Genomic DNA, 21,817 nt, shown 5'->3' on the forward strand with positions numbered 1-21,817 from the left:
AAGAGGATATTTCAGATTTTTGCAGGCTTTGGAGTATTTATTTATACTCAATGAAAATCAAAGAGCAAACTAGGAAACTAGCCGCAGGCTGTACTTGAGTACGGCAAGGCGACGTTGACGTGGTTTGAATTTGATTTTCGAAGAGTATTAAAAGAAAAAAGACTAGATTTCTCCAGCCTTTCATTTCTAATTAGAATTTTTTACGTTTACGAGCTGCTTCTGATTTACGTTTACGTTTTACAGAAGGTTTTTCATAGAATTCACGTTTACGTGTTTCTTGAAGAGTACCAGCTTTAGTAACCGCACGTTTGAAACGACGAAGTGCGTCGTCAAGAGATTCATTCTTACGTACTACTGTTTTAGACATTTTTTTCACTCCCTTCAAGTTCAAGATCTATTCTATTTTACACGTAAAAGGAATAATTGTCAAGAAAAAATGCGGTTTAATTTTGATTTTCTGCCATTTATACAAGTCTTGAAAGCGTTCAATAGAAGAACTGAAGGGTGCTGCTTTTTTATTTTTCTAACAAGCTGAGCGCTTCAGCATCTGCAATAATCGTCACATCAGAGTGGTTTTGTAGGCTACTTGCTGGTAGGTTCTCAGTCACTGGACCAGACACTGTTCCGGCAATGGCTTCTGCTTTCGACTCACCGTAAGCAAAGAGAATAATTGACTTGGCATCCAAGATGTTTTTAATTCCCATTGAAATGGCTTGAGTTGGAACATCTTCAATCTTGTCAAAGAAGCGAGCATTGGCTTCGATAGTAGACTGGTCAAGTTCTACTAGATGTGTTTGACTGTCAAATGGAGTACCAGGCTCATTAAAGCCGATATGTCCATTGCGACCGATTCCCAAGATTTGGAGATCAACTGGATGGTCAGCCAAAATTTGGTTGTAGCGTTCAACTTCAGCTTCAGCATTGTCCTTAACCCCACGAGGCAAGAAACTTTCTTTAAATGGTTTTTGGTTGAACAAGTTTTCTTGCATGAAGTAACGGTAAGACTGTGGATTGTCCCCATCAAGGCCTACATACTCATCAAGGTTGACACTGGTTATATTTGAAAAATCGAGGTCACTTTCAACAATTTCCTTGTAAAATTCAAGTGGGCTACTTCCTGTCGCAAGTCCTAGGGTTTGAGCGCCGTTGGCCAATTTTTCCTTCAAAATCTCAAAAGCAACTTTTCCACCTTCGATTTGATTTTCAACTTTAATAACTTTCATCTTTTCATCCTCCGTTTCAATCTATATTTATTATATGGTATAGACCAATTTTTGTCAAGTGAAAACGATTTAATTTTCAAAAAAAGAGCGACTATACTTGAAACATGTTATAATGGATAGGATTAGAACTTAGAAAGAATGAACAGATATATGAATACAGCTGATTTTGATTTCCACTTGCCTGAGGAATTGATTGCCCAAACGCCCCTTGAAAAACGGGACGCTTCTAAACTCCTCATCGTCAACCGTGAGACGGGAGAAATGCAGGACAAACACTTCCACTCTATTATTGATATGCTTGAATCTGGTGATGCCCTTGTCATGAACGATACCCGCGTTCTCCCTGCCCGCCTCTATGGTCAAAAGGAAGAAACTGGAGGTCATGTGGAACTTCTCCTGCTCAAAAATACTGCTGGAGATGAGTGGGAGGTTCTGGCTAAACCTGCCAAACGCCTCAAGGTTGGCACTCGTGTCAGCTTTGGTGATGGTCGCCTCAGCGCTGTCGTGACAGAAGAATTGACCCACGGTAGCCGCATTGTCCGCTTTGAATACCAAGGAATTTTCCTAGAAGTTTTGGAAAGTCTAGGAGAAATGCCATTACCACCTTATATCCATGAAAAATTGGATGACCGTGAACGCTATCAAACCGTTTACGCCAAGGAAAGTGGCTCTGCTGCAGCACCAACTGCTGGACTACACTTCACCAAAGAACTGCTGGCAGAAATCCAAGCTAAGGGTGTTCATCTAGTCTATCTGACTCTTCATGTCGGACTCGGAACCTTTAGACCCGTTTCAGTTGACAATCTGGACGAACACGAAATGCACTCAGAATTCTACCAACTTTCTGAGGAAGCTGCTGCCACCCTTCGATCTGTCAAGGAAAATGGAGGCCGTGTCATCGCTGTCGGAACCACTTCTATCCGCACCTTGGAAACTATTGGTTCCAAGTTTGATGGGAAAATCCAAGCAGATTCTGGCTGGACCAATATCTTTATCAAACCTGGCTATGAATGGAAGGTCGTGGATGCCTTCTCAACCAACTTCCACCTGCCAAAATCAACTCTGGTCATGTTGGTTTCTGCCTTTGCAGGCCGTGAATTAGTCTTAGACGCCTACCACCATGCCATCCAAGAACACTACCGCTTCTTTAGTTTTGGCGATGCCATGTTTATCTATTAATTTTCATAATCAAAAAACGCATATTATCAGGCATTATAAAAACTTGATAGTATGCGTTTTGTAATAGAATAAAGAATTAGTCTTTTTTAAAGGCCGGATCTTTCAAACTCTGAACACTGGCATTGATCACCGCGCCGACAATTAAAATCTTAGCGATGAGAATAAACCAGAACATCATGACCACCACGACGACGGAACTGAAAAAACGCACGTCCACTAGGTGATTGACATAATTGTTAACATAGACTGAAAAGATATTGAGCAGTAAGGCCAGAGTCAGCATGACAAAGGCACTACCTGGCAATACAAAGCGAATTCGTCGGACCCTAACATTAGGCAGGAAATAATAAAGCATGACCAAAATTGCAAAAATCAAAGCATAGACCAAGGGACCTGTTAGATCTTGCAGATAATCAAAGAGAGGACTATCCGATTTCCAGTAACTTTTGATAAGGTTGAGGAGCATGCGACCAAAGACACTGAGAAATAGAGCTAAGGCAAAGAGAATCTGCAAGCCAAAACTGACAAACAAACTCATGAGCTGATGGGAAATCATCCCACGATTTTTAGCTACTCCGTAAGCTTTATTAAAGGCTTTCTGTAGGAAATTCATGGATTTTGAAAAGGTCCAGAGGGCTGACAAAACCGCAAAACTCAACAAACCCGTTGAAGGTTGCGTCAGTACTTCTGTAATAATTTTTGCGACCACATCATACATGCTTTCCGGCAAAAATTCATTGACAACCTTTAAAAAATTGGAAACTGGAATCTGAAAATAAGGGAGGATATTGACCACCACCAAAAGCAGGGGAAAAATCGAAATCAACCAATAGTAGGCTACTGCGACACTGGTCAACTCACTATCTGATGCTTGATAATAATGCAAAAAAGCTTTTACTAAAGGCTTGTCTATCAGCGCTTTCCACCACTTCTTCATATCACACTCCTTCACTTACAATCTTATACTCAATGAAAATCAAAGAGCAAACTAGGAAGCTAGCCGCAGGCTGCTCAAAGCACTGCTTTGAGGTGGTAGATAAGACTGACGAAGTCAGTTACATATATCTACGGTAAGGCGACGCTGACGTGGTTTGAAGAGATTTTCGAAGAGTATTAACTAATTTCTTCTTACCAATTCCATCATATCATAAGGCAGGGTATTGGCAGCTTCCTTCAAGGAATAGTTCTCTAAGTTATTCACATTTTGTCGTAATTTCTTGGCATACTTGGTCGTAATCAATCGTTTCTCTTCATATTCGAAAATCAATTTGCGCTCCAGATAATAGCCTCTCAGCATTTCATCGATATTGTTTGGTTTGACACGATTGATAACCCGTTCTACAAAGGCACCACTGGTAATAATAGCTGTTTCTCGGAGACGAGAATCCTGCATAAAGCTGATTAAAGAACTCTTATAAACCCCTTTAAGGTTCTCCAAACTTTCAATAATCATCTCTGTATTTTCTAGATAGAGCTCTGCAATTTGGTCATAGTCAAGGGCTCTGAGTTTCTGTGATTCTTCATTTTTCCAACTACGGAAGGTCTTGCCTAAGGTAAAGACTTCGTGTAGGAGAAAACGTAAAATTCGCAAGGAAACAAGGAAATAATAGGTCAATCGTGAAGCAAACTTGCGATTGATACCTTGTTCCATGTTTTTCAAATAACGTTGGTAGACTCGATAGGCACGCTCACTCATCTTGTCCTCTTCGTAAGCCTGTTCTAAACCATCACTTTCAATACTGAGGATGAGAAGTTTCAAGGCCTCCCAGTCTTCTTGAGACCCCTTATTTTCTTGACTCAGTATGAGATTTTCAATACGTCCATGGTAATTGTCAATGGCTGCATAGAGAGGGAGCTTATTTCTGGTATCTTCCAACTCTTTTTCCAACGCTAGCGTTACTTCATTCAAAATGCCGATATGCATGAGATAATCCTTGCTTTCTTCCTGTTCATCAGAAAGATGAGGCAAGACCACGAGGCCTGTTAAAAAACTTACAAGCGTCACACCTGCGACAAGGAAAAGCAAGAGAGGGTACTCCTGCTCTAGATTACTTGGTATCAGAAGGATTGTAGCAATCGACACGGTTCCCTTAACACCTGAGAATGTCAAAAGAAGCATGTCCTTCATATACTTATTTAGCTTTTTCTTGAGACGTCTAGTCCTATAGGCATAATAACCATAGATCATGACAAAACGAATGGCAAAGAGGACAAAGGTAAGGGCTATAAGAGATACCAATAACAGTAAGGGATTATAGATTGGATTGGTCAAGATAGGTTCTGCTATCATTTCCAACTCCATCCCTAAAATCACAAAGACAGAACCGTTCAGCATAAAATTCACTGTATGCCAAACCGTCTCGGTCACCGTATCCACTTGGGCTTCGAGGAGCGTAATTTTCTTAAAACGGTTTGCCTTTAGAATCCCAGCAACTACAACGGCAATAATTCCTGAAACGTGTACTTCTTCTGCTAGAAAGAAGGTTATCAAGGGTAAACTCAATTCCAGAAGGAGCTCACTAGCAATATCTGTTGCTCTCACACTTAGCAAGAAACTATGGAGGAAACGGTTGGTCATGGCTGTTAAAAAGCCAATCAAAAAACCGCCTAGGATTGAAAAGATGAGCGAACTACTCGCTTGGCCAAGGGAAAAGGCTCCAGTTGTCCAAGCTGTCAAAGCTACCTGAAAGGCAACCAAGCCAGAAGCATCATTCAAAAGTCCTTCACCTTTAAGGATATTGGACACGCGCTTAGGAAAGCTAAACCGCTCCGAAAGAGAGGCAAAGGCCACCAAATCCGTAGGGCCAAGGGCTGCCCCAACAGCCAAGCAAGCCGCCAAGGGAAGACTGAGCCAAAGAAGATGGGCCAAGCCACCCAAACTCAGGGTCGAGATGAAAATCACTGGAAATATGAGATAAACAATGATTCGCCAGTGTTTTAAAATAGCCGTAATATCTGCTTCCTCCGACTCTCGGAAAAGCAATGGCCCAATAACCAGTGCCAAAAACAACTCTGTATTGAGGTGAAAGTCGGTATTGGGTAAAAAGAGACCAATCACAATTCCCAAAAGAATTTGCACCAAAGGTAGAGGCAAAAAGGGCAGGAGCTTATTGGTTGTACTCGAGACAATCAAGACTAGTAAAAATAGGATGAGGTAAATCAGTAATTCCACGCACGTCCTCCTTAATCTTTTTTACAACAGGATTCAAATATCTCCTTCTGCTCTTTGATTTTTTGGTCAATCTTGGAACAATCTTTGTGCTCAATTTTTCTCTGACACCGTTCCATCTCAAGAGCAACTAATTTTTTCTTGATTTTAAGCATTTTTTTGCTCATATGCGCTTGGTCTAACACACCCACCGCTCGTTCATGGTGAGTTGATTCAACAAAATTCTGGCGCATGGCATCCAGCTTTTCACGTAGGTATTGTTTATCCATGTCTATATCTCTCTAATTTTTCAATCATTACTAAAAATGGTGGGTTGTTGACTTGGTTCAGGGTTCGGTAAATGGCAGCTGTGTACTCTTGTTGGTTCAACTGGCTGACAAAATCCAAGACAGCATCCCTCTCTAGATCGCCTCCTTCATGACCATAATAGATCATGATAGCAATCCGTCCACCTTTGACAAGCAAATGACACAGCTTTTCTAATGCTTCAATCGTTGTCTGAGGTTGGGTAATGACTGACTTATCAGCTGATGGCAAATAGCCCAGATTAAAAATCCCTGCCTTGGCTTCTGTCACAAACTGGTCCAGTGTCTCGTGACCTTGCAAGATTAACTGGGCATTTGTCATTCCAGCTTGGTCCAAACGCTCTTGGGTCTTTTCCAAGGCTTGCTCCTGAATATCAAAGGCATAGACTTGCTTAGCTAGTTTCGCTAAAAAAATCGTGTCATGACCATTACCCATGGTCGCATCCACTACGATATCCTCTTTTGTCACTACCTCAACCAAAAAATCATGTGCCATCTCAAGTGGTCTTTTCATTTTCAAACTCCTGTTTTACAGCCTTGCATCCTTGAATACTTCCACGACGTCGCATCTCCATCTCAATGCTGTTGAGCACTTCCCACTTATTGAGGCTCCACATAGGCCCAATCAGCATATCTCTAGGTGCATCTCCTGTGATTCGATGGATGACGATATGCTTGGGAATGATTTCCAGTTGGTCACAGATGACCTTGACATATTCGTCCTGACTCATCAGTTGCAAACGTCCCTCGTGGTAGTCCCGTTGCATACGAGTATTGGTCATCAGGTGAAGCAAGTGCAGTTTAATCCCTTGAATATCGTTATCCGTGACACAACGGCGGACATTTTCAATCATCATCTCATGGGTTTCACCAGGAAGTCCGTTGATCAAATGAGAAACAATCTCAATCTTGGGATATTTTCTCAAACGCTTGACCGTCTCCACGTACAATTCATAGGAGTGGGCACGGTTAATCAGATCAGAGGTTGCCTCATAAGTGGTCTGCAAGCCCAATTCAACCGTCACATGCATACGCTCTGACAACTCAGCCAAATATTCGATAGTTTCGTCTGGTAAACAGTCTGGCCGTGTTCCGATATTGATTCCTACTACACCTGGCTCGTTGATAGCCTGCTCATAGCGCTCCCGAATGACTTCCACCTTTTCATGGGTGTTGGTAAAATTTTGAAAATAAACCAGATACTTCTGAACATCTGGCCACTTGCGGTGCATAAAGTCAATTTCCTTATAAAATTGCTCACGGATAGGCGCATCCGGTGCTACGATAGCATCTCCAGAACCTGAAACCGTACAAAAAGTACAACCTCCATGAGCTACAGTCCCATCACGATTGGGACAGTCAAACCCCGCATCAATAGGGACTTTAAAGGTCTTTTCTCCAAAGAGTTTTCGATAATAATCATTCAAGGTGTTATAAGATTTCATAACTTTCATTATAACAAAAAACACCCACAATCTCAAAAGCCTGACTTTCCTATAAATTCCTCTGTTTCTCGTTTCCATTAGCGATTTTTTATGATACAATATGGGTATGATTTTAATGAAATTAGCATCTATTTTATTATTGATACTGACCTTAGTAGTCTGCATTATCATAACCAAACTTTTTAGATTAAAAAAACTAGGACGAAACTTTGCGGATTTGGCTTTTCCAGTCTTGGTATTTGAGTATTACCTTATTACAGCTAAAACCTTTACCCATAATTTCCTCCCTAGACTAGGCCTAGCACTCTCACTCCTAGCCATTATTCTCGTTTTTTTCTTCCTTTTGAAAAAACGCAGCTTTTACTATCCTAAATTCATCAAATTCTTCTGGCGTGCAGGATTCTTATTAACCCTTGTCATGTATATCGAGATGATTGTTGAATTGATGGCTCAGAAATAAAAAACTAAATCGAAAACACCTCAATCAAACTAAAATACAATGATTGAAGTGTTTTTTTCTTTATATACTTTTTCATCAATTCCTATTTTCTTTATCAGGAAATAGATAACCAATACCTACACAAGCTAGTACACCTGCTCCAATTACCAAGCCACTTGAAATTGGCAACAGGTCCAAAATTGCATTCGCAATAATAAAGGCAATAATCAAACACATCAGACTAGCCTTGTAGTCTTTTTTCAAAAGATTCTCTAGAGTGAAATAGAGGAACAAGCCTACCGGAATCAATGACCAGAGGTTAATGTCCAAAGTTGGCCAGCCAACAGAACCAAAATACAATACTGTCGCTGCTGCCACTAAAAATACAATCCCCAATATTTTTTTCATTTCTTTATCTCCAATTTCGTTTTTAGGAACTTGAGTTATCTGATATTGATGCCTCCCGTCCCTTACACAAATCATTATAGCAGAGGTCAGTTTCAAGAACAAGTTCTTTTGCCTATCTGGTCTCTATATCGGTCTAAGTGGTTGAATAATAGCAATAAAATAAGGAAGCAGGTGAAAAACTTCCTTCCAAATAAAAAGGAATTAAGCAACCAAACGCTACTTAATTCCTTGAAATTGTCTCATCACCTCCATTAACCTTTAAATTTTGATAGACTCTATTTTCTAATTAATATGACCAATATTGTCAATACTAACCCTTTCAATCAATTCATTAGTTATCAAAACTAAGTCCATTAATAAAGCCGAAAAGAGTATCAATAGTAAAGTAAACTAAATAATTGAGTTATAGATGGCTATTTTCACAAAATTGTTTCATCACCACACTATCTCATCTCAGTACACAAACCATGTTTCTATAGCTTTGTCTTAATCTTGATCTTTTTTCTTCAATCCAAGAAATGCACCTACGGTAAACATTATTCCGGCAACCAATGACGTGAAGACTTCGCTAACTGTTCCAGTTTTTGGCAACCTATCATTGTTAGTAGTTGATTTACTATCAATATTGGTATGTTTATTAGCTATGTTCTCTGGTTCATTGAGATAAACTTCCTTCTTATTTTCAAAGTTTTTATCATTTTTATCAGGAACTGGAGATGTAACATCCTCAGTTGAATCAGAGTTGTGTGAATGATTTTCTCTTTGGAAATCCTCTTTTCTATGACTTTCACCTAATTGACTATAATTTACTTGTACAGGAACTGTAGCTTTGACACCTTCAGTTGAATCAGAGTTGTGTGAATGATTTTCTCTTTGTAAATCCTCCTTTTTGTAATTTTCATCTAATTGGCTATGATTTGCTTGCACCTTATCTTTCTTTTTCGATACATCAAAAGTAGGTTTATTTTCCTCCTCCTTTTTCTCCTCTATTTTCTTGAATACAGGTTTTATAAGGGTATCTTTTGATAGATTAAGAACATAGCCAACGTCTTTTTTCCCTTCGACACCAGAAATTTCCCAACCATCAAATTGATAGCCTTTTTCTAATTTACCCTTATAGACAGGTAAAATGAAATCTTCTTCCGACACTATCGTTGAACTCATTTCTTTTCCATTTTGAATGGTCACAGTCACCGTATGAGCTTTTAATTCGCTCACCTCTCCCGTATCTTTGTTTAAAATGAATTCTTTTACGGTCGTATTTCTTGCAAAATCTTTTACAAGAATCTTAATGTTTAGTGTCTTATCTGTTAGTTGTTTAATATCATCAAATGATTTATATTCTTTTCCATTTACATAAATATGTTTGTCTTGAATCTCACCATCGAATCCATTATTTCTTTTATCATTGATGTTAAAGACTACAGATTTTCCATCAGCATATTCAATACTAGTATTTCCCTTAGGATCAATGTTTACTTCTGGTTTAACATTATCATATAAAAATTGATAGTGTACTCCAACCGCTTTCGCATTCAAATCGCTATAGCCAGTTTTAAGATAAACATTTCCATCCATATCTGTTACCTTATCTGGGAATCCGTTTGCTTTATAGTCTTTCATTCCCCAGTCCATGATGTCACCGTCTTTAACATTAAGCTTAACGTTAAAATCTCTAGTGTTATCAATGTGTAAATCTCCGTAGATTAAATAATTATCTACAACAGATTCATTAACTCTCAACTCCCAGTTAAAACCACCCTTATCAGAAATCTTACCTCTTAAATAAAATTCTGGATTTCGTACATAAATTTTATTAGATTTAGATGGATTAAAGTAGTTCTTGTCCATTGAAAGGTTTACTGGTTTTGCATCAATAAATAACGTAGAGCCATCTTCTTTTATAGCTTCTACATTGGACTTATCCTCTCCAGTGTACTCTTTATCATCTTTACCAAATAATACAAGTTTAGAAGGATCTGTTACAAGATTTCCATCTTTATCGATTGCCTCCCCTTTATCGTTCATTTTAAATCTAAACACTTGATACCTTACAATGTTAAAGCCGTCCAAAGCCGACATTAATACTGATTGAGTACTTCTTCCATCTTCAACATTTCTACTATCAGCATAAATTATTTTTTCTGATAAGGCTCTTAGATTAGGATTGGCCTTTTGTATTTTTGCTATATCTTCCTTGCTATAGACTCCATTTCCTTCTAACATATCCGTTTTTCCAGGATTATAGGTAGTCACTTTTAGTGCATAGCCTTTTCTCAGAATGATATTATCCTTTAATAGATATTGTTGTTTTTCTGAATCAGAATAGATTTTACCAGATTCCATTTCAGTTAAATTATTTGGTTTATTCTTTGAAAGATCTCCTTCTCCTAATTCTATTATATTCCCATAACTTGATGCATATGGATATTCTGTTTTAGTTTCCTTATTTTTTTCAGGCATTCTAATCTTCGTTTCAGCTTTTATCTGATCATCATCTTTAACAAAGAATCTCATATCTCCTGCAAAAGCTAATCCATCCACAATATCATTAATATTAGCGTATAAATCAAATGTCATCGTTTTTGAATGGGAATCATACTTGGTCGCTTTGATTTCTATAGATTTATAGTTATTTCCATAATATACCTTGGCATTTTTAGACACATTACTTATCTTTCCAAGAATTTCAAAGTGTCCATCTTTAGACGGGCTTAGAACACCATAAATTTTTGATTTGATTTCGTCAAGTTTTTCAGTTTCATATTCTAAGGCACTACCATCGTCATAAGCAATGATATTTCCCTTATCATCGTATTTATAATCGTATTCCTCTGTTCTCTTACCAGTTTCACTTGTAAAGTCATCAACTTCTCTAAATTTCTTTTTAATGAGTTTCTTCAAGTCTTTACTTTCAAACTCTCTAATTGTTGAAATAGTTTTATGAATAGTCAAGCTAGATTTTTCTTCAATAGACTCTTCATTGTCTTGATGATTTTCTTCCTCAGTTGTATCTTTTTTAAGACTATCGTCTTTTCTATTTTCTAAATTTTTAAATTTAGATTCAGAAATCTCGCCAAGCTTTTGGTATTTAGATGAATCTTGATCAGGATCTACTAGATAATAGGAAATCATCCCCTTTTCATCAGCATGATCAGCAAATTTAATTCTATGAATCTTTGTAAAATTGCTAGAGCCATCTAATGCAATGACTTCAATGATTTTTCCTCTTAAATCTCCTGCACCATTAATTTCATAAATGGTATTTCCATCTTTGTCAAGTTTTCTATTTCTTCCTTCACCCTCACCTGCATAAGTTACTTCAAGATTTTTCTCAACCTCTCCGTCTTCATTAACAAGAGCGGCGCCAGCATACCAAACTTCGTTGGCAATCTCGTCAAATTTTTCAGGATGTTCTTTTTGATCTCTCGCAAATAGGGTTTCATTCTTGTATTGATCTTTTACCTTGTGATAAGTATCCTTTGTAATCAGCTTAATTTTTTCAGGATTTGAAAAATCAACCGAAACAATCTTAGGGGCTGTGTTATCAATTTTTACAGGAATATAGGAAACCTGCCATGGGTAATCTTTAGTTAATCTATATTTAAATTTATAGAAATATTGACCTTCTGCAATTGGTTCAAATTGACCTCTTATCTTAGTAGCAGGATCTTGGTTATCCTTGCTTTCTGGTGCATTTTCTTCTCTACCTCTAGGGTTATAAATGAGTCCATCCCATTTCAAGTCACCCCAAACTTTTAGCTTAGAAGATTTGATTCCCTTTGCATCATTTCTCTTAGAGTTTAAAATTCCTTTAATAAAGTGTTCTCTCGAAATGACTTTTAAGTCGATTTGATTTTCTCCCTCTTTATTTGTATTTACTATTGAAATCAATCCTTCTTCTGCACTTCTTAATACAAGTGGAGAAGGTGTTAATCCTCTCTCAAGTTGAGCATCTTGAGGATTTCCATTTGAATCTAAAGGATAAATTTTAGCAATATTAGAACCACTTGATGATGGTGCGTTGATCCCTTCGTTATTGAAAGCAAATAATTCTGGATTTTGATCTAGAGATGTTGTATTTTTATCTTTTCTATTTTGTATAACTCCTGCTGGATTAAATTTATCTATACCATGCTCTCCACCAATTCCCTTATTTAAAGTTCCTGGAATTTTTGGTTTACCATCATCATCATAACCTTCCATTGTTTTTGATTTTGAACCTTCTTCCCAGGCCCATTTATCAAGGATTGGTTCCTTATTCCAATCCCCAGCAAATCCCATTAAAGGCATCGATAAAGAAGGTTGGAAATTTGTTTTCTTACCATTGGAGTTTAGAGCTTCCATTTCTTCCACTGACTCAAAATGAATAAATGATTCTACAAATTTATTTTTGTTTTTAGCCTCTCCAACGTTTATAACCGCATTTAAATCAAAGCTAGAATTTGGGCCTATAGTGAAAGTGTCATGCTCAAATGTGATATTTGCTCCTTTGATTTTTTCTGGGTGGATTTCTGGAACAATTTGCTTCCCATCTGGAGATTTTTCGTCTTTATATGTTTCATCAAGTTTTAGTCTGTCAGTTAGAGCATCTGTAGTTATAGCAGATGCTGAAACTTTAAAGGTCAAAGGTCTGTTTGATGTATTGTGAAGCTTAATGGTAAAATATTTTTCTTCTCCTTTTATTTCTTTAAGAGAAATAGAACCATAAGAGTTTACCAAGCCTTTAGAATCCGTGTTTTTAAAAGTCGCTACGACTTCATTTCTCAAAGCATTGGCCACATTAATTAGCCCTGCTCCCTGTTGTCTAGGTGATGCAAAGTATTGGCTTTTTTCTTTCCAAGACGTTGCGTCCATCATAGGTCGTGCAGTATTTTGTAGGGCAATTTTTGTAAGACTTGTAAGATCTATTTTGTCATCTCCCTTAAGATTTTTCAACACAGGTCTTTCAAGCATTTCCTTTAATTTTGGTCTAATCAAAACAGTAGAAGCTGCCACGATTGGAGTTGCCATACTAGTCCCTGACATATAACCATAAGTTGATTTCCCATTAATGACATTGAGAGTGGATTTAATATTTTTACCAGGTGCTGAGACATCAGGCTTTAAAAGCAAATCTGTTCTCGGTCCCCAAGATGTGGATCCTGCTGGAACTATGATATCTTCTTTATACAATTCTTTGTCTGTGTCAGGTGCAAACTTAAAGTCAATCTCTTTTTCATCACCTACATTCGGTTTATTAGAATTATAGCTGGCCATATCAATTGGATAGTATTGCTCCAATTTATCTTTAAAATCTTCTTTATTATTCCTTTTAACCTCAGTTTTTTTATCAGGGTTAATCATGTTCCATAGCTTTACACCATCATCTCCTGAAATTGAAAATACTTGACTAGTAGTTCCTTCATCCTCCTCATATCCCATAGCTGGAAGCTCTGTCCAATTATCTCTATTGTAGTAATTTACAGTATTTACAACCATAATGGCGCGTGCGCCCTTATCCGTAGCTCTTTTAAAAGAATTTTTTAAATCCTTTGTATAAATTCGATCCATTACTGCAATTTTGCCTCTAAGATCCAATCCTATCAAATCTTGATCTTGACCCTTGCCTATATATACAAATTTCAATTTATCAGGAGCTTTTGATCCATCTTCATTTGTTGTGATTTTATTCTTATCGAAAAAGGCCCCTATATTTCTGTATTTAAAATTTTCTCCACCTATGTTAACTTTATCAAACTCAACTGTTTGATTTTTAGCAGATGCGACTGCTATCGCATCTTCATGTGCTGCAGTTCGTGTTACATTTCCAGTGTCGGTCATTTTCAGATTATTATTTGCCACTAAATCCCATGAAGAACTTGAAGCAGAAGTCGCATAGTTACCCGTAGCTACAACCATTGGAATTCCTGCTTTTCTTAACGCTCTAATAGCTTCCCAATATTTCTCACCTACAAGACCTGTTCCTGTAAAGCCTGATGATACCGAAACAACATCGACATTGTGTTTGATCGAATCTTCAATAGCATGAAACATTGTTTCATCTCCTGCGAAGCCAGATCCTGCGTCAGAGTACATTTTATAAGAGAAGATCTGTGCATTAGGAGCAATTCCATCGATTCCGTTAAAGTTTTTAATATCTTTTTCAGTATCATTTCCCGCAAGAATCCCTGCAATATGCATCCCATGTGGATCAAAATAATCGCTTCCATCATCAGCTTTTTCTACAGTAATTTTACCACCATTATAATAATTGAAAGCATGAGGAATTTTATCACTCAACCAGAAATTTTTATCAGTACCCTTTAAGTCTTCTTTTTTAAATCTCATTGAGTCTTTGGCATCATCATCGATTCTCATAGCCTTATGCCTATAATCTGTCCCCGTATCGATATTTGAAATAACCATACCTCTGCCATCAAAGTTTTTCCCAAATGGTGCATTGATAGATTTTAGGTAATCGATTGCCTCTTCAACTCCAATTTCTTTTCTAGCATGATTCATCATAGGTTGGACTTTTTGTGACCTTTCAACCGATGACATACCTTCTATTAGTTTAATTTTGTCCAGATTATCTGGAGTTGTTTCTATTGCAACACCATTAAAAACCGTATCATAAGTATATAAAACTTTTGTATCCTTAAGATTGGATAATTCCTTGATTGCTTTTTCTCCAGATTCTTTATCTTTAAATTCAGCAATATAGACAAGTTTATCCTCTTTTTTGGGACTTTCTGGGTCTTTACTTGCAGACGAGTCCGCTTTATCTCCTTGGGATTGATTGGAATTTTCTTCTTTGATTTTTTCTTCTTCATTGCTAGTGTTATTGTCTATCACAGATTCTTTACTAACAGCTTCTTTTTTCTCAATAATTGTTGTTTTCTTCTCTTCAGTATCCTTTGAGGTTTCTATAACATTACGAATATCTTCAAGTTTTTCTTTGTTTTCGTTTTGTTTACCTACTACTACTGTTTCTTTATCAGGTATTTTTAAAGAATCTTCAGAACTAGGTGTATCTGCTAGGATTACCTCGTTAGGGACATATGCTGCTAAAATAACTGCAGCTGTGGTTAATGACAATACTGTACTTTTTTTCATTTTAATTCCTTACATATTTATTTAACTTCCAATAGATAGTAAACTTTAACTTTGCTAGCCTTTGTTATAAAAAGTTTTACTAAGTATTATCTAGGAAATAGAGTAGTACATTTATATATAATTGTTAGCTCTCTGAAAAATAGTATATCAATTAAAAAAATTTAAGTCAAGAAAAATTAAGGTGTATTAATTTTATTTTTAATATGTGTTAAAAAAGATATAAAAATTTCGTACTTAACTGAGATACATTATAAGCACATTCACACCATCAAAAATAGTAGCAATCAACTTAAAGCACTAGCAACATCACAAAGTCAAACATCATTGATGAAATATCAGCGCTATTAAACAATATAAATAACCGCTAAGAATAAGACTTAACGGTTATCTTCTACATATCTATTTTTTCAAATCCTCAGTCGTTTATCTACCTATAACCTAGGCTTTACGAGTGCCCTGCTCTGCCAACTGATACTCAATGAAAATCAAAAAGCAAACTAGGAAGCTAGCCGCAGTCTGCTCAAAACACTGTTTTGAGGTTGTAGATAAGACTGACGAAGTCAGCTCAAAGCACTGCTTTGAGGTTGTGGATAGAACTGACGAAGTCAGTCACATATATACGGCAAGGCGAAGCTGACGTGGTTTGAAGAGATTTTCGAAGAGTATAAGCTAAATCGCTATTACATTTAAAGTATAGCACTCTGAGAATAGATGTCAAGAAATTTTCATCTCTATTAGAAAAAGCCTGTCCTGAGACAAGGCTTTGAGTTTCTTCATCTTAGGACCCAGCACTTTCATAAGAATCCAAGCCCCTGTCCCAGAGTTTAAGGGAAATACCAAAAAAGACAAGGGAAATCAACATCAAACCTCCGATGTTAAAGATTACATCCTTGTCCTGCAAGAAATAGCTGGCAGGATAGTAAGCCGTAAAAGCAAAAGGTACGATAAAGCTAATCAACCAACGAAGAAATGAATTGTAAATGGAAATGGGATACTTGGCAAAATCATTAAACATATAGAAAATGTAAATCATGGCGCCTGACTGTTTGGTCCAAAAAGCGATACTAGCTGTCGCAATTTTTAAAGAAGTATAAATCAAGGTCGCAAAAGGAATACAAACTAGGAAAAGCAGGAATTTGGGAAGAGTCCAAGCAATGCTGGTCACTGTTGTTCCCAGTAGGATACCACCAACCAAAAGTTCGCCTAAGGCATCAATCTGAAAGGTTTCAACTAGGATGTGAAAGAGGGGATTGATAGGACGAGTCAGATACTTGTCAAACTCACCTTTTCTCACCAAGCGTTGCCCTAGCGCCCAGAGATTATCAAAAAAGAGATGGTCCAACCCCTTAGGAATCAAGGAAAAGCCATAGATAAAGGCGATTTCTTGAAAAGTCCAACCTTCTAGGGATGGGATGTGTTGAAAGATGACATTGAGAAACAAGAGGTTCAAGCCTTGAGTCAGAAAGACTCCTAACACGCCGACGACAAAATCGACCTTGTACTCCATGATTTGCTTGATGTATTGTCTGATAAAAATCAGATGCATGCGTTGATATTTTTTCATACTAACCTCCCTGAATGGTGATAAAGGACTGGACTCGTTTCCAAATCAACTGAGACAAGCCCACCATCACTAAGAGCCAGAAAAACTGCAAAGCGAGCGCCTGAAGAATCTGATTGGCATCGTATTTCCCAACGATAATCATGACCGGAGTGTAAATCAATGATGAAAAAGGCAGGAAGGACAGAATATCTGAAACAACCTTTGGAAAGAAAGCCAAGGGAATCAAACTTCCAGACATAAAAGCCACTATGGAAGTCTTAAGTAGGTTGGAACCCCAAAGATTTTTAAACACAAAGGCTGAAAATCCAAAGCAAATATTAAAGAAAAAGTTAATCAGATAGGCCAGCGTTAAACTAAAGAGGTAAAGGACAGTTAATCCCAGCACTTCTACAATCCCTTGACCAGATAAGATTTTCATCAAAACAATGACACTTAAAAATGGAAGGCCAACGCTGATAAAAATCAACCACTTGGAGCCAAGCTCTGTAAAAAGGTAAGATGCCGCAAAGTGCACTGGTCTCAACAAGCGCATGATGATGGAACCATCCTTGACCTCCTCCCCAATCATAAAGGACGAATCTGACCTAGTCAGAAGATTGGTCACAAAACTCATGATGATGTAGAGGGTGATATCTGCCATACTAAAGCCCTGAATCAAAGACTCCTGGGAGGAATCAAAGACTGCCTTCCAGAGATAAAAGGCCACAAAAGCCCCCATGACATCGCCGATCCGATAAAGAATAAAGTTGACTCGATAGGTAATCAACTCCTGAACACCTGCATTGATAAAGGGTTTATAACGTCTCCACAATTTGACCATCTTAGAGCTCCTTTCGATAGAAGCGACGGATAATATCCTCGATATCCGTATCCACCATCTTCAAATCGCGGATTTCAAAATCAGACAGGGTTTGCTTGATAATGTCAGCTGACTGGTAGCGAGAACTATCGAATTCAATGTTGAGGCTATTCCCCTGTCTATCAATTGTCATATCCGAAAAGCCTTCATAGTGAGAAACTAGGTGATTTTGACCTGATACCAGTTCAAAAGAAAGAGTCTTCATCTTGCCAAAGGTCTCCTTGAGTTGGCTCACCGTTCCATCAAAAATCTCTTGACCCTTATCAATCATAAAAATCCGATCACAGAGCTGCTCAATATCACTCAGATCATGAGTGGTCAAGAGAATAGTAGTTTCTTCCTCCTGATTGATCTGAGTAATAGCCCGACGAATGTTGTCCTTGACGGAAACGTCCAAACCAATGGTCGGTTCATCTAAAAAGAGAACCTTGGGATTGTGGAGCAAGGAGGCCGCAATATCCGCCCGCATCCGTTGACCCAGTGAAAGAGTCCGCACAGGATCCTTGATAAAGTCCTTCAAATCCAAGACTTCATTCAAAAAGTCCATGCGCTTGTGGAAGAGCGAGTCTGGCACATCGTATATCTCTTTCAAGACCGTGTAGGTCTCTTGCAGCGCCAAATCCCACCATAACTGGGTACGTTGCCCAAAGACCACTCCAATATCCTTTACATAATCCTGACGATTATCCTGCGGAATCTTGCCGTTAATCCGACAAAAACCAGATGTCGGTTTTAAAATCCCTGTCAGCATTTTGATGGTGGTTGACTTCCCAGCACCATTAGCCCCGATAAAACCTAAAATCTGCCCCTTTGGTACCTCAAAAGTCAAATCCTTGACCGCTTCAAAGGTCTGTTTTTCAGGATGAATAAAGGAGCGTAATGCCCCCTTCAATCCCGGTTCCTTAACAGTCTTCACAAAATTTTTCTGAAGATGTTCCACTTCTATCATTGCCATATCTATCTCCCTGTCGCAAGGAATAGCAACATTGTATTTTTGACTACAAAAATTCTAAATCCTTACCTTCTAAACCCTCTACATTTTATTATTACAGAAGGCCTTATACCAAACTATTATAGTCCAATAAAAAACGGAATGCAAGCGTTTGCCTGTAGATTATAAAATTAGAAATTTCACTCTTAAAATAATAGTTTTAATCAAAAATTCTGGTTTGATATTTTCCTTAAAACATCAAAAAACCTGCCCAATGGGCAGGTTACGAATTATAAAAAGCAAACTATTTTGAACAATATGAATCACTATTTAATCAAAGTACTAATCTTTCATAATTCTTTTTACAATCCCATTTCTATCAATTAGAAAACAATCTGGAAAAGTCATCTACTCCCATTTTTCATAATCAAAACTGGAATCAAAGTGATGAAGTAGTATTCCTATCAAATTCCCGTATGAACTAAGTAAAATCGTTTTTTCTGATATCATAGACATTCATTAGATGTCTATTAACTACAAATTTTTGACTGATAGATGTTAGTAATTCATTTTCCTTTTGTAAACTGATTTTGTGAAATACAAATGTGGAGAATGAAACTAAAAAGCCAATACTATATTATTTTGGTTTTTTCAGAATATTATTGTACAAAAAATAGGTTGTGTCTGTAAGATTCTAGTGACTTCTGAGATTAGTCTAGCACCTTACTTTCTAAACTATAACAGTGGTTTGTTTAAAATACTTTCTAATGTCACCCTTTCTTCCAGTTGAGAATCTCTCCATCTATCATAGGCTCTATCTGCAAATGAAAAGATATTGTATTGATGTTCCATATATTCTTCAAGATTGAATTGTAATCTGGAATAATCAAATTTCTCCACTTTGATATCATCCCATGGATAAATACCCGTTAACTTTTCAGTTAACTTTTCTTGAAATTCTGAAACCTGCTTTTCAATTTCCCAATCCAAATCAAAGCCAACTGGATCATAAGTAAAATCAACGACTTCCTCTTCTAAAGTACTGCTACTGTCCAAATAATCTTGGAGCAACTCGATTTTTTTCTGTCTAAAAAAGCCATAGCAGTACATCTCTTTTAAAGATCCTTCTTGATAATCATCATCTTCTATACTTACCTCATAAATTATCCGACTTATTTCATCTACGATATCATCTAGTACTTCCGAGTCAAGATAAGGACTATTTACCAGTTTATCTAAAACACTTTCATCATTAAGAATACTCAGAAATATTCTTTTCATTGCTTTATCATCAGAATAATAAATCTGACTAATAATATTTCTCCACCCATTCTGATAATTATTTAAATTATTCCGCCCATCATATATTCTCAGCAACCCCTCAAAATCATTCTTAAATTTTGAAAATTGACTTAAATATATAATAGCTAGAATTTTTTCGCCAATAAAATCATCTTTATCCTTAAAGTTCTCCCAATCATCTAGCAGTTTACTAAAAAATATATTCTGCGACTCATTTAATTCACGCCATGCATAACCATCGATCCCTTTACATAATTGGTGAAGGTAAATAGAGTTCTTAGTTATTTTTTCAATTATTTTGGGATACTCTTTTAATTTATCATTTAAAAAATCAATTATGCTAGGATTAAAAAAGTCTACCATACTGTCATCATCAAAACTTTCTTTTTTAAAAGTAACCCATGAACCATCAAGCTTTTTTAACGATTTCTTAAAATCAAATGTTGGATTAAGTTCCAAAGCATGCAGTGAGTTTATCAACCACTCTTCTTTGATAGGGAAGCTATCGAATCGTAATAAAGAAAATAACAAATATTTTTCTTCATCCTTCAGATTGTTAAATAAATTATTGTAAAGCTGATTAGGATGCTCAAGATTATATACTACATAATCATAAAAATTTTCGTTAGAATCCTTAAAATTATTTGCTATTAATTCTACTAACCTAGGAAAGTAATTTCGATGTTGTACAATTCTTGTCCAATCTCGTCCAATAAGATCGTTATATTTTTCTACAAGCTCTTTCTTGTCATCGTTTTCAAGATAGTGTGCTTTTCGTTTAAAAACTTTCCTAAAGATATGGGCTCTTTCTTCATCCGAGTACTTAGATAGATCAATAATAAAATTTCTTTCCTCTGAAAACTTTTCATTTATTAGTTTTTGAAACTCAGAATTCATTGATGTTGCATCTTGAACAATTTGAGTTCGAGAATTTAAACAGATAAAGAGATTATTAGTATAAGTTGATGCGGAATATAGTTTTCTTATATCTTGCAGTATCCTCTCTTCAACATCAAACTTATTACGTCCTAAGAAATCATCAAAAACTACAAAAAGATTCCTATCTTCGCTCCCCCTATAAACTTCATGATATAATTTGAGAACCTCGTTAATCTCCTCGACTCTACGAACAATAACATCAAAGACATTATCATCATTATTTAAAAATAAATTTCCTAGCATTGAACAAGTTGTTGTTTTTCCAATTCCCGCTGGTCCTTGAATTAATACAATATGTTCCCTTTGTAAAATATGATATGCTTCCCCTAGAAAAGACGTTTCAACAAAATATTTAGAATCAAAATCTGAAAAATATTCCTGTGATTCTGCTTCTACCGATTTCAGTCGATCACTCTTCAGGATAATTGAAATATCTTTCTCCAACAATCCATAATCCATAAAAACATCTCTATATTCTTTCTGTTGAGAAAGAGTGGTTAACGTAGATGAGTAAATAATATAATCATCGGTCGGAATTGCATTAGGAATAATTTCATCTGCGTAATCACGAATCTCCTTTAAGTTTGCAGGGGATAACCCCATACTTGTAACAATAACATATTTAAAATCCGTCACCCAACCATATTTTTCTTTCGTCAGAGCAATTTTATCAATTTCTTCTTTTAAATGTTTTACAGCTGTAGTCTTATTTTTTGTTACCTGCCACCGTTTAGCTTGAATAATAAGAGTAGGAGATTTGATATCATCTATTCCATCAATACCGGCATCTCTCCCTTCCTTAAATCCATGTAAACTCTTATTTTCAAATTTTTTCTTTACAATCTCAATAGCAAAATTTTCAAAGTCTGATGTAGTCATTCCATCAGCACGAATACCAATATCCATAGTTCTCCTAATTCTAAAATCCCTACAAATGTTTAATCACATATTATGCT

At 36.7% G+C, this 21,817-nt stretch carries 15 protein-coding genes and 1 pseudogene; 2 read left to right on the plus strand and 14 right to left on the minus strand.

What is annotated here, in order from left to right; translation table 11 throughout:
* Positions 1 to 190 precede the first annotated feature (190 nt).
* Positions 191 to 367 carry a 30S ribosomal protein S21 gene (gene rpsU / locus QM408_RS06575; RefSeq protein ID WP_000048054.1) on the minus strand — a complete coding sequence of 59 codons (177 nt, stop codon included), beginning with the start codon at positions 365 to 367 and terminating at the stop codon, positions 191 to 193.
* 148 nt (positions 368 to 515) lie between these two features.
* Positions 516 to 1,223, minus strand: coding sequence for a glucosamine-6-phosphate deaminase (locus tag QM408_RS06580; protein ID WP_414374002.1), 708 nt, complete (start codon positions 1,221 to 1,223; stop codon positions 516 to 518).
* 150 nt (positions 1,224 to 1,373) lie between these two features.
* Here QM408_RS06580 and queA point away from each other — a divergent pair, with 150 nt between their 5' ends.
* On the plus strand, positions 1,374 to 2,402 hold the full coding sequence (queA, locus tag QM408_RS06585; RefSeq protein WP_414374039.1) for a tRNA preQ1(34) S-adenosylmethionine ribosyltransferase-isomerase QueA: 1,029 nt from the start codon (positions 1,374 to 1,376) through the stop codon (positions 2,400 to 2,402).
* A 76-nt stretch (positions 2,403 to 2,478) separates the two neighbouring features.
* Here queA and QM408_RS06590 read toward each other — a convergent pair whose 3' ends face one another.
* The 5 genes from QM408_RS06590 to mnmL form a co-directional block, all read right to left on the minus strand.
* Positions 2,479 to 3,339: a YihY/virulence factor BrkB family protein gene (locus tag QM408_RS06590; protein WP_414374004.1), complete on the minus strand. Its 861-nt coding sequence runs from the start codon at positions 3,337 to 3,339 to the stop codon at positions 2,479 to 2,481.
* A 180-nt stretch (positions 3,340 to 3,519) separates the two neighbouring features.
* On the minus strand, positions 3,520 to 5,574 hold the full coding sequence (locus tag QM408_RS06595) for a cation:proton antiporter (RefSeq protein ID WP_414374006.1): 2,055 nt from the start codon (positions 5,572 to 5,574) through the stop codon (positions 3,520 to 3,522).
* A gap of 11 nt (positions 5,575 to 5,585) precedes the next feature.
* The gene (locus QM408_RS06600; RefSeq protein WP_000361085.1) at positions 5,586 to 5,840 is read right to left on the minus strand and encodes a hypothetical protein; all 255 of its coding nucleotides are present in this window, start codon (positions 5,838 to 5,840) and stop codon (positions 5,586 to 5,588) included.
* Complete coding sequence (mnmM, locus tag QM408_RS06605) at positions 5,833 to 6,390, minus strand: tRNA 5-(aminomethyl)-2-thiouridylate-methyltransferase MnmM (RefSeq protein ID WP_084929739.1); 558 nt, start codon at positions 6,388 to 6,390, stop codon at positions 5,833 to 5,835. Before mnmM ends, QM408_RS06600 begins: the two co-directional genes overlap by 8 nt.
* Positions 6,374 to 7,330: a tRNA modification radical SAM protein MnmL/YtqA gene (mnmL, locus tag QM408_RS06610; RefSeq protein WP_261104910.1), complete on the minus strand. Its 957-nt coding sequence runs from the start codon at positions 7,328 to 7,330 to the stop codon at positions 6,374 to 6,376. Before mnmL ends, mnmM begins: the two co-directional genes overlap by 17 nt.
* A 91-nt stretch (positions 7,331 to 7,421) precedes the next feature.
* Between mnmL and QM408_RS06615 the strand changes: the two genes are divergently transcribed.
* Complete coding sequence (locus QM408_RS06615) at positions 7,422 to 7,781, plus strand: DUF3397 family protein (protein ID WP_004242853.1); 360 nt, start codon at positions 7,422 to 7,424, stop codon at positions 7,779 to 7,781.
* Positions 7,782 to 7,856: 75 nt separating this feature from the next.
* Here QM408_RS06615 and QM408_RS06620 read toward each other — a convergent pair whose 3' ends face one another.
* The 7 genes and pseudogenes from QM408_RS06620 to QM408_RS06650 all read right to left on the minus strand — a co-directional run bounded on the left by QM408_RS06620 (position 7,857) and on the right by QM408_RS06650 (position 21,767).
* Positions 7,857 to 8,168: a hypothetical protein gene (locus tag QM408_RS06620; protein ID WP_227325923.1), complete on the minus strand. Its 312-nt coding sequence runs from the start codon at positions 8,166 to 8,168 to the stop codon at positions 7,857 to 7,859.
* 486 nt (positions 8,169 to 8,654) lie between these two features.
* Positions 8,655 to 15,266 (minus strand): S8 family peptidase, encoded by a 6,612-nt coding sequence (locus QM408_RS06625; protein ID WP_227325922.1) that lies wholly within the window; start codon positions 15,264 to 15,266, stop codon positions 8,655 to 8,657.
* A 778-nt stretch (positions 15,267 to 16,044) separates the two neighbouring features.
* Entirely contained in the window at positions 16,045 to 16,830 is a 786-nt protein-coding gene (locus QM408_RS06630) for an ABC transporter permease (protein ID WP_084925846.1), read from the minus strand.
* A 1-nt stretch (position 16,831) separates the two neighbouring features.
* On the minus strand, positions 16,832 to 17,650 hold the full coding sequence (locus QM408_RS06635) for an ABC transporter permease (RefSeq protein WP_060628603.1): 819 nt from the start codon (positions 17,648 to 17,650) through the stop codon (positions 16,832 to 16,834).
* A 1-nt stretch (position 17,651) separates the two neighbouring features.
* Positions 17,652 to 18,644: an ABC transporter ATP-binding protein gene (locus QM408_RS06640; protein WP_077804885.1), complete on the minus strand. Its 993-nt coding sequence runs from the start codon at positions 18,642 to 18,644 to the stop codon at positions 17,652 to 17,654.
* Positions 18,645 to 18,962: 318 nt separating this feature from the next.
* A pseudogene (locus tag QM408_RS06645) lies at positions 18,963 to 19,124 on the minus strand (phosphoglycerate mutase); the annotation flags it as partial.
* Positions 19,125 to 19,355: 231 nt separating this feature from the next.
* Entirely contained in the window at positions 19,356 to 21,767 is a 2,412-nt protein-coding gene (locus tag QM408_RS06650; protein ID WP_261150386.1) for an nSTAND3 domain-containing NTPase, read from the minus strand.
* Between the last annotated feature and the right edge of the window lie 50 nt (positions 21,768 to 21,817).

The sequence above is a fragment of the Streptococcus mitis genome, from assembly GCF_047464965.1.
Classification (GTDB): domain Bacteria; phylum Bacillota; class Bacilli; order Lactobacillales; family Streptococcaceae; genus Streptococcus; species Streptococcus mitis_DU.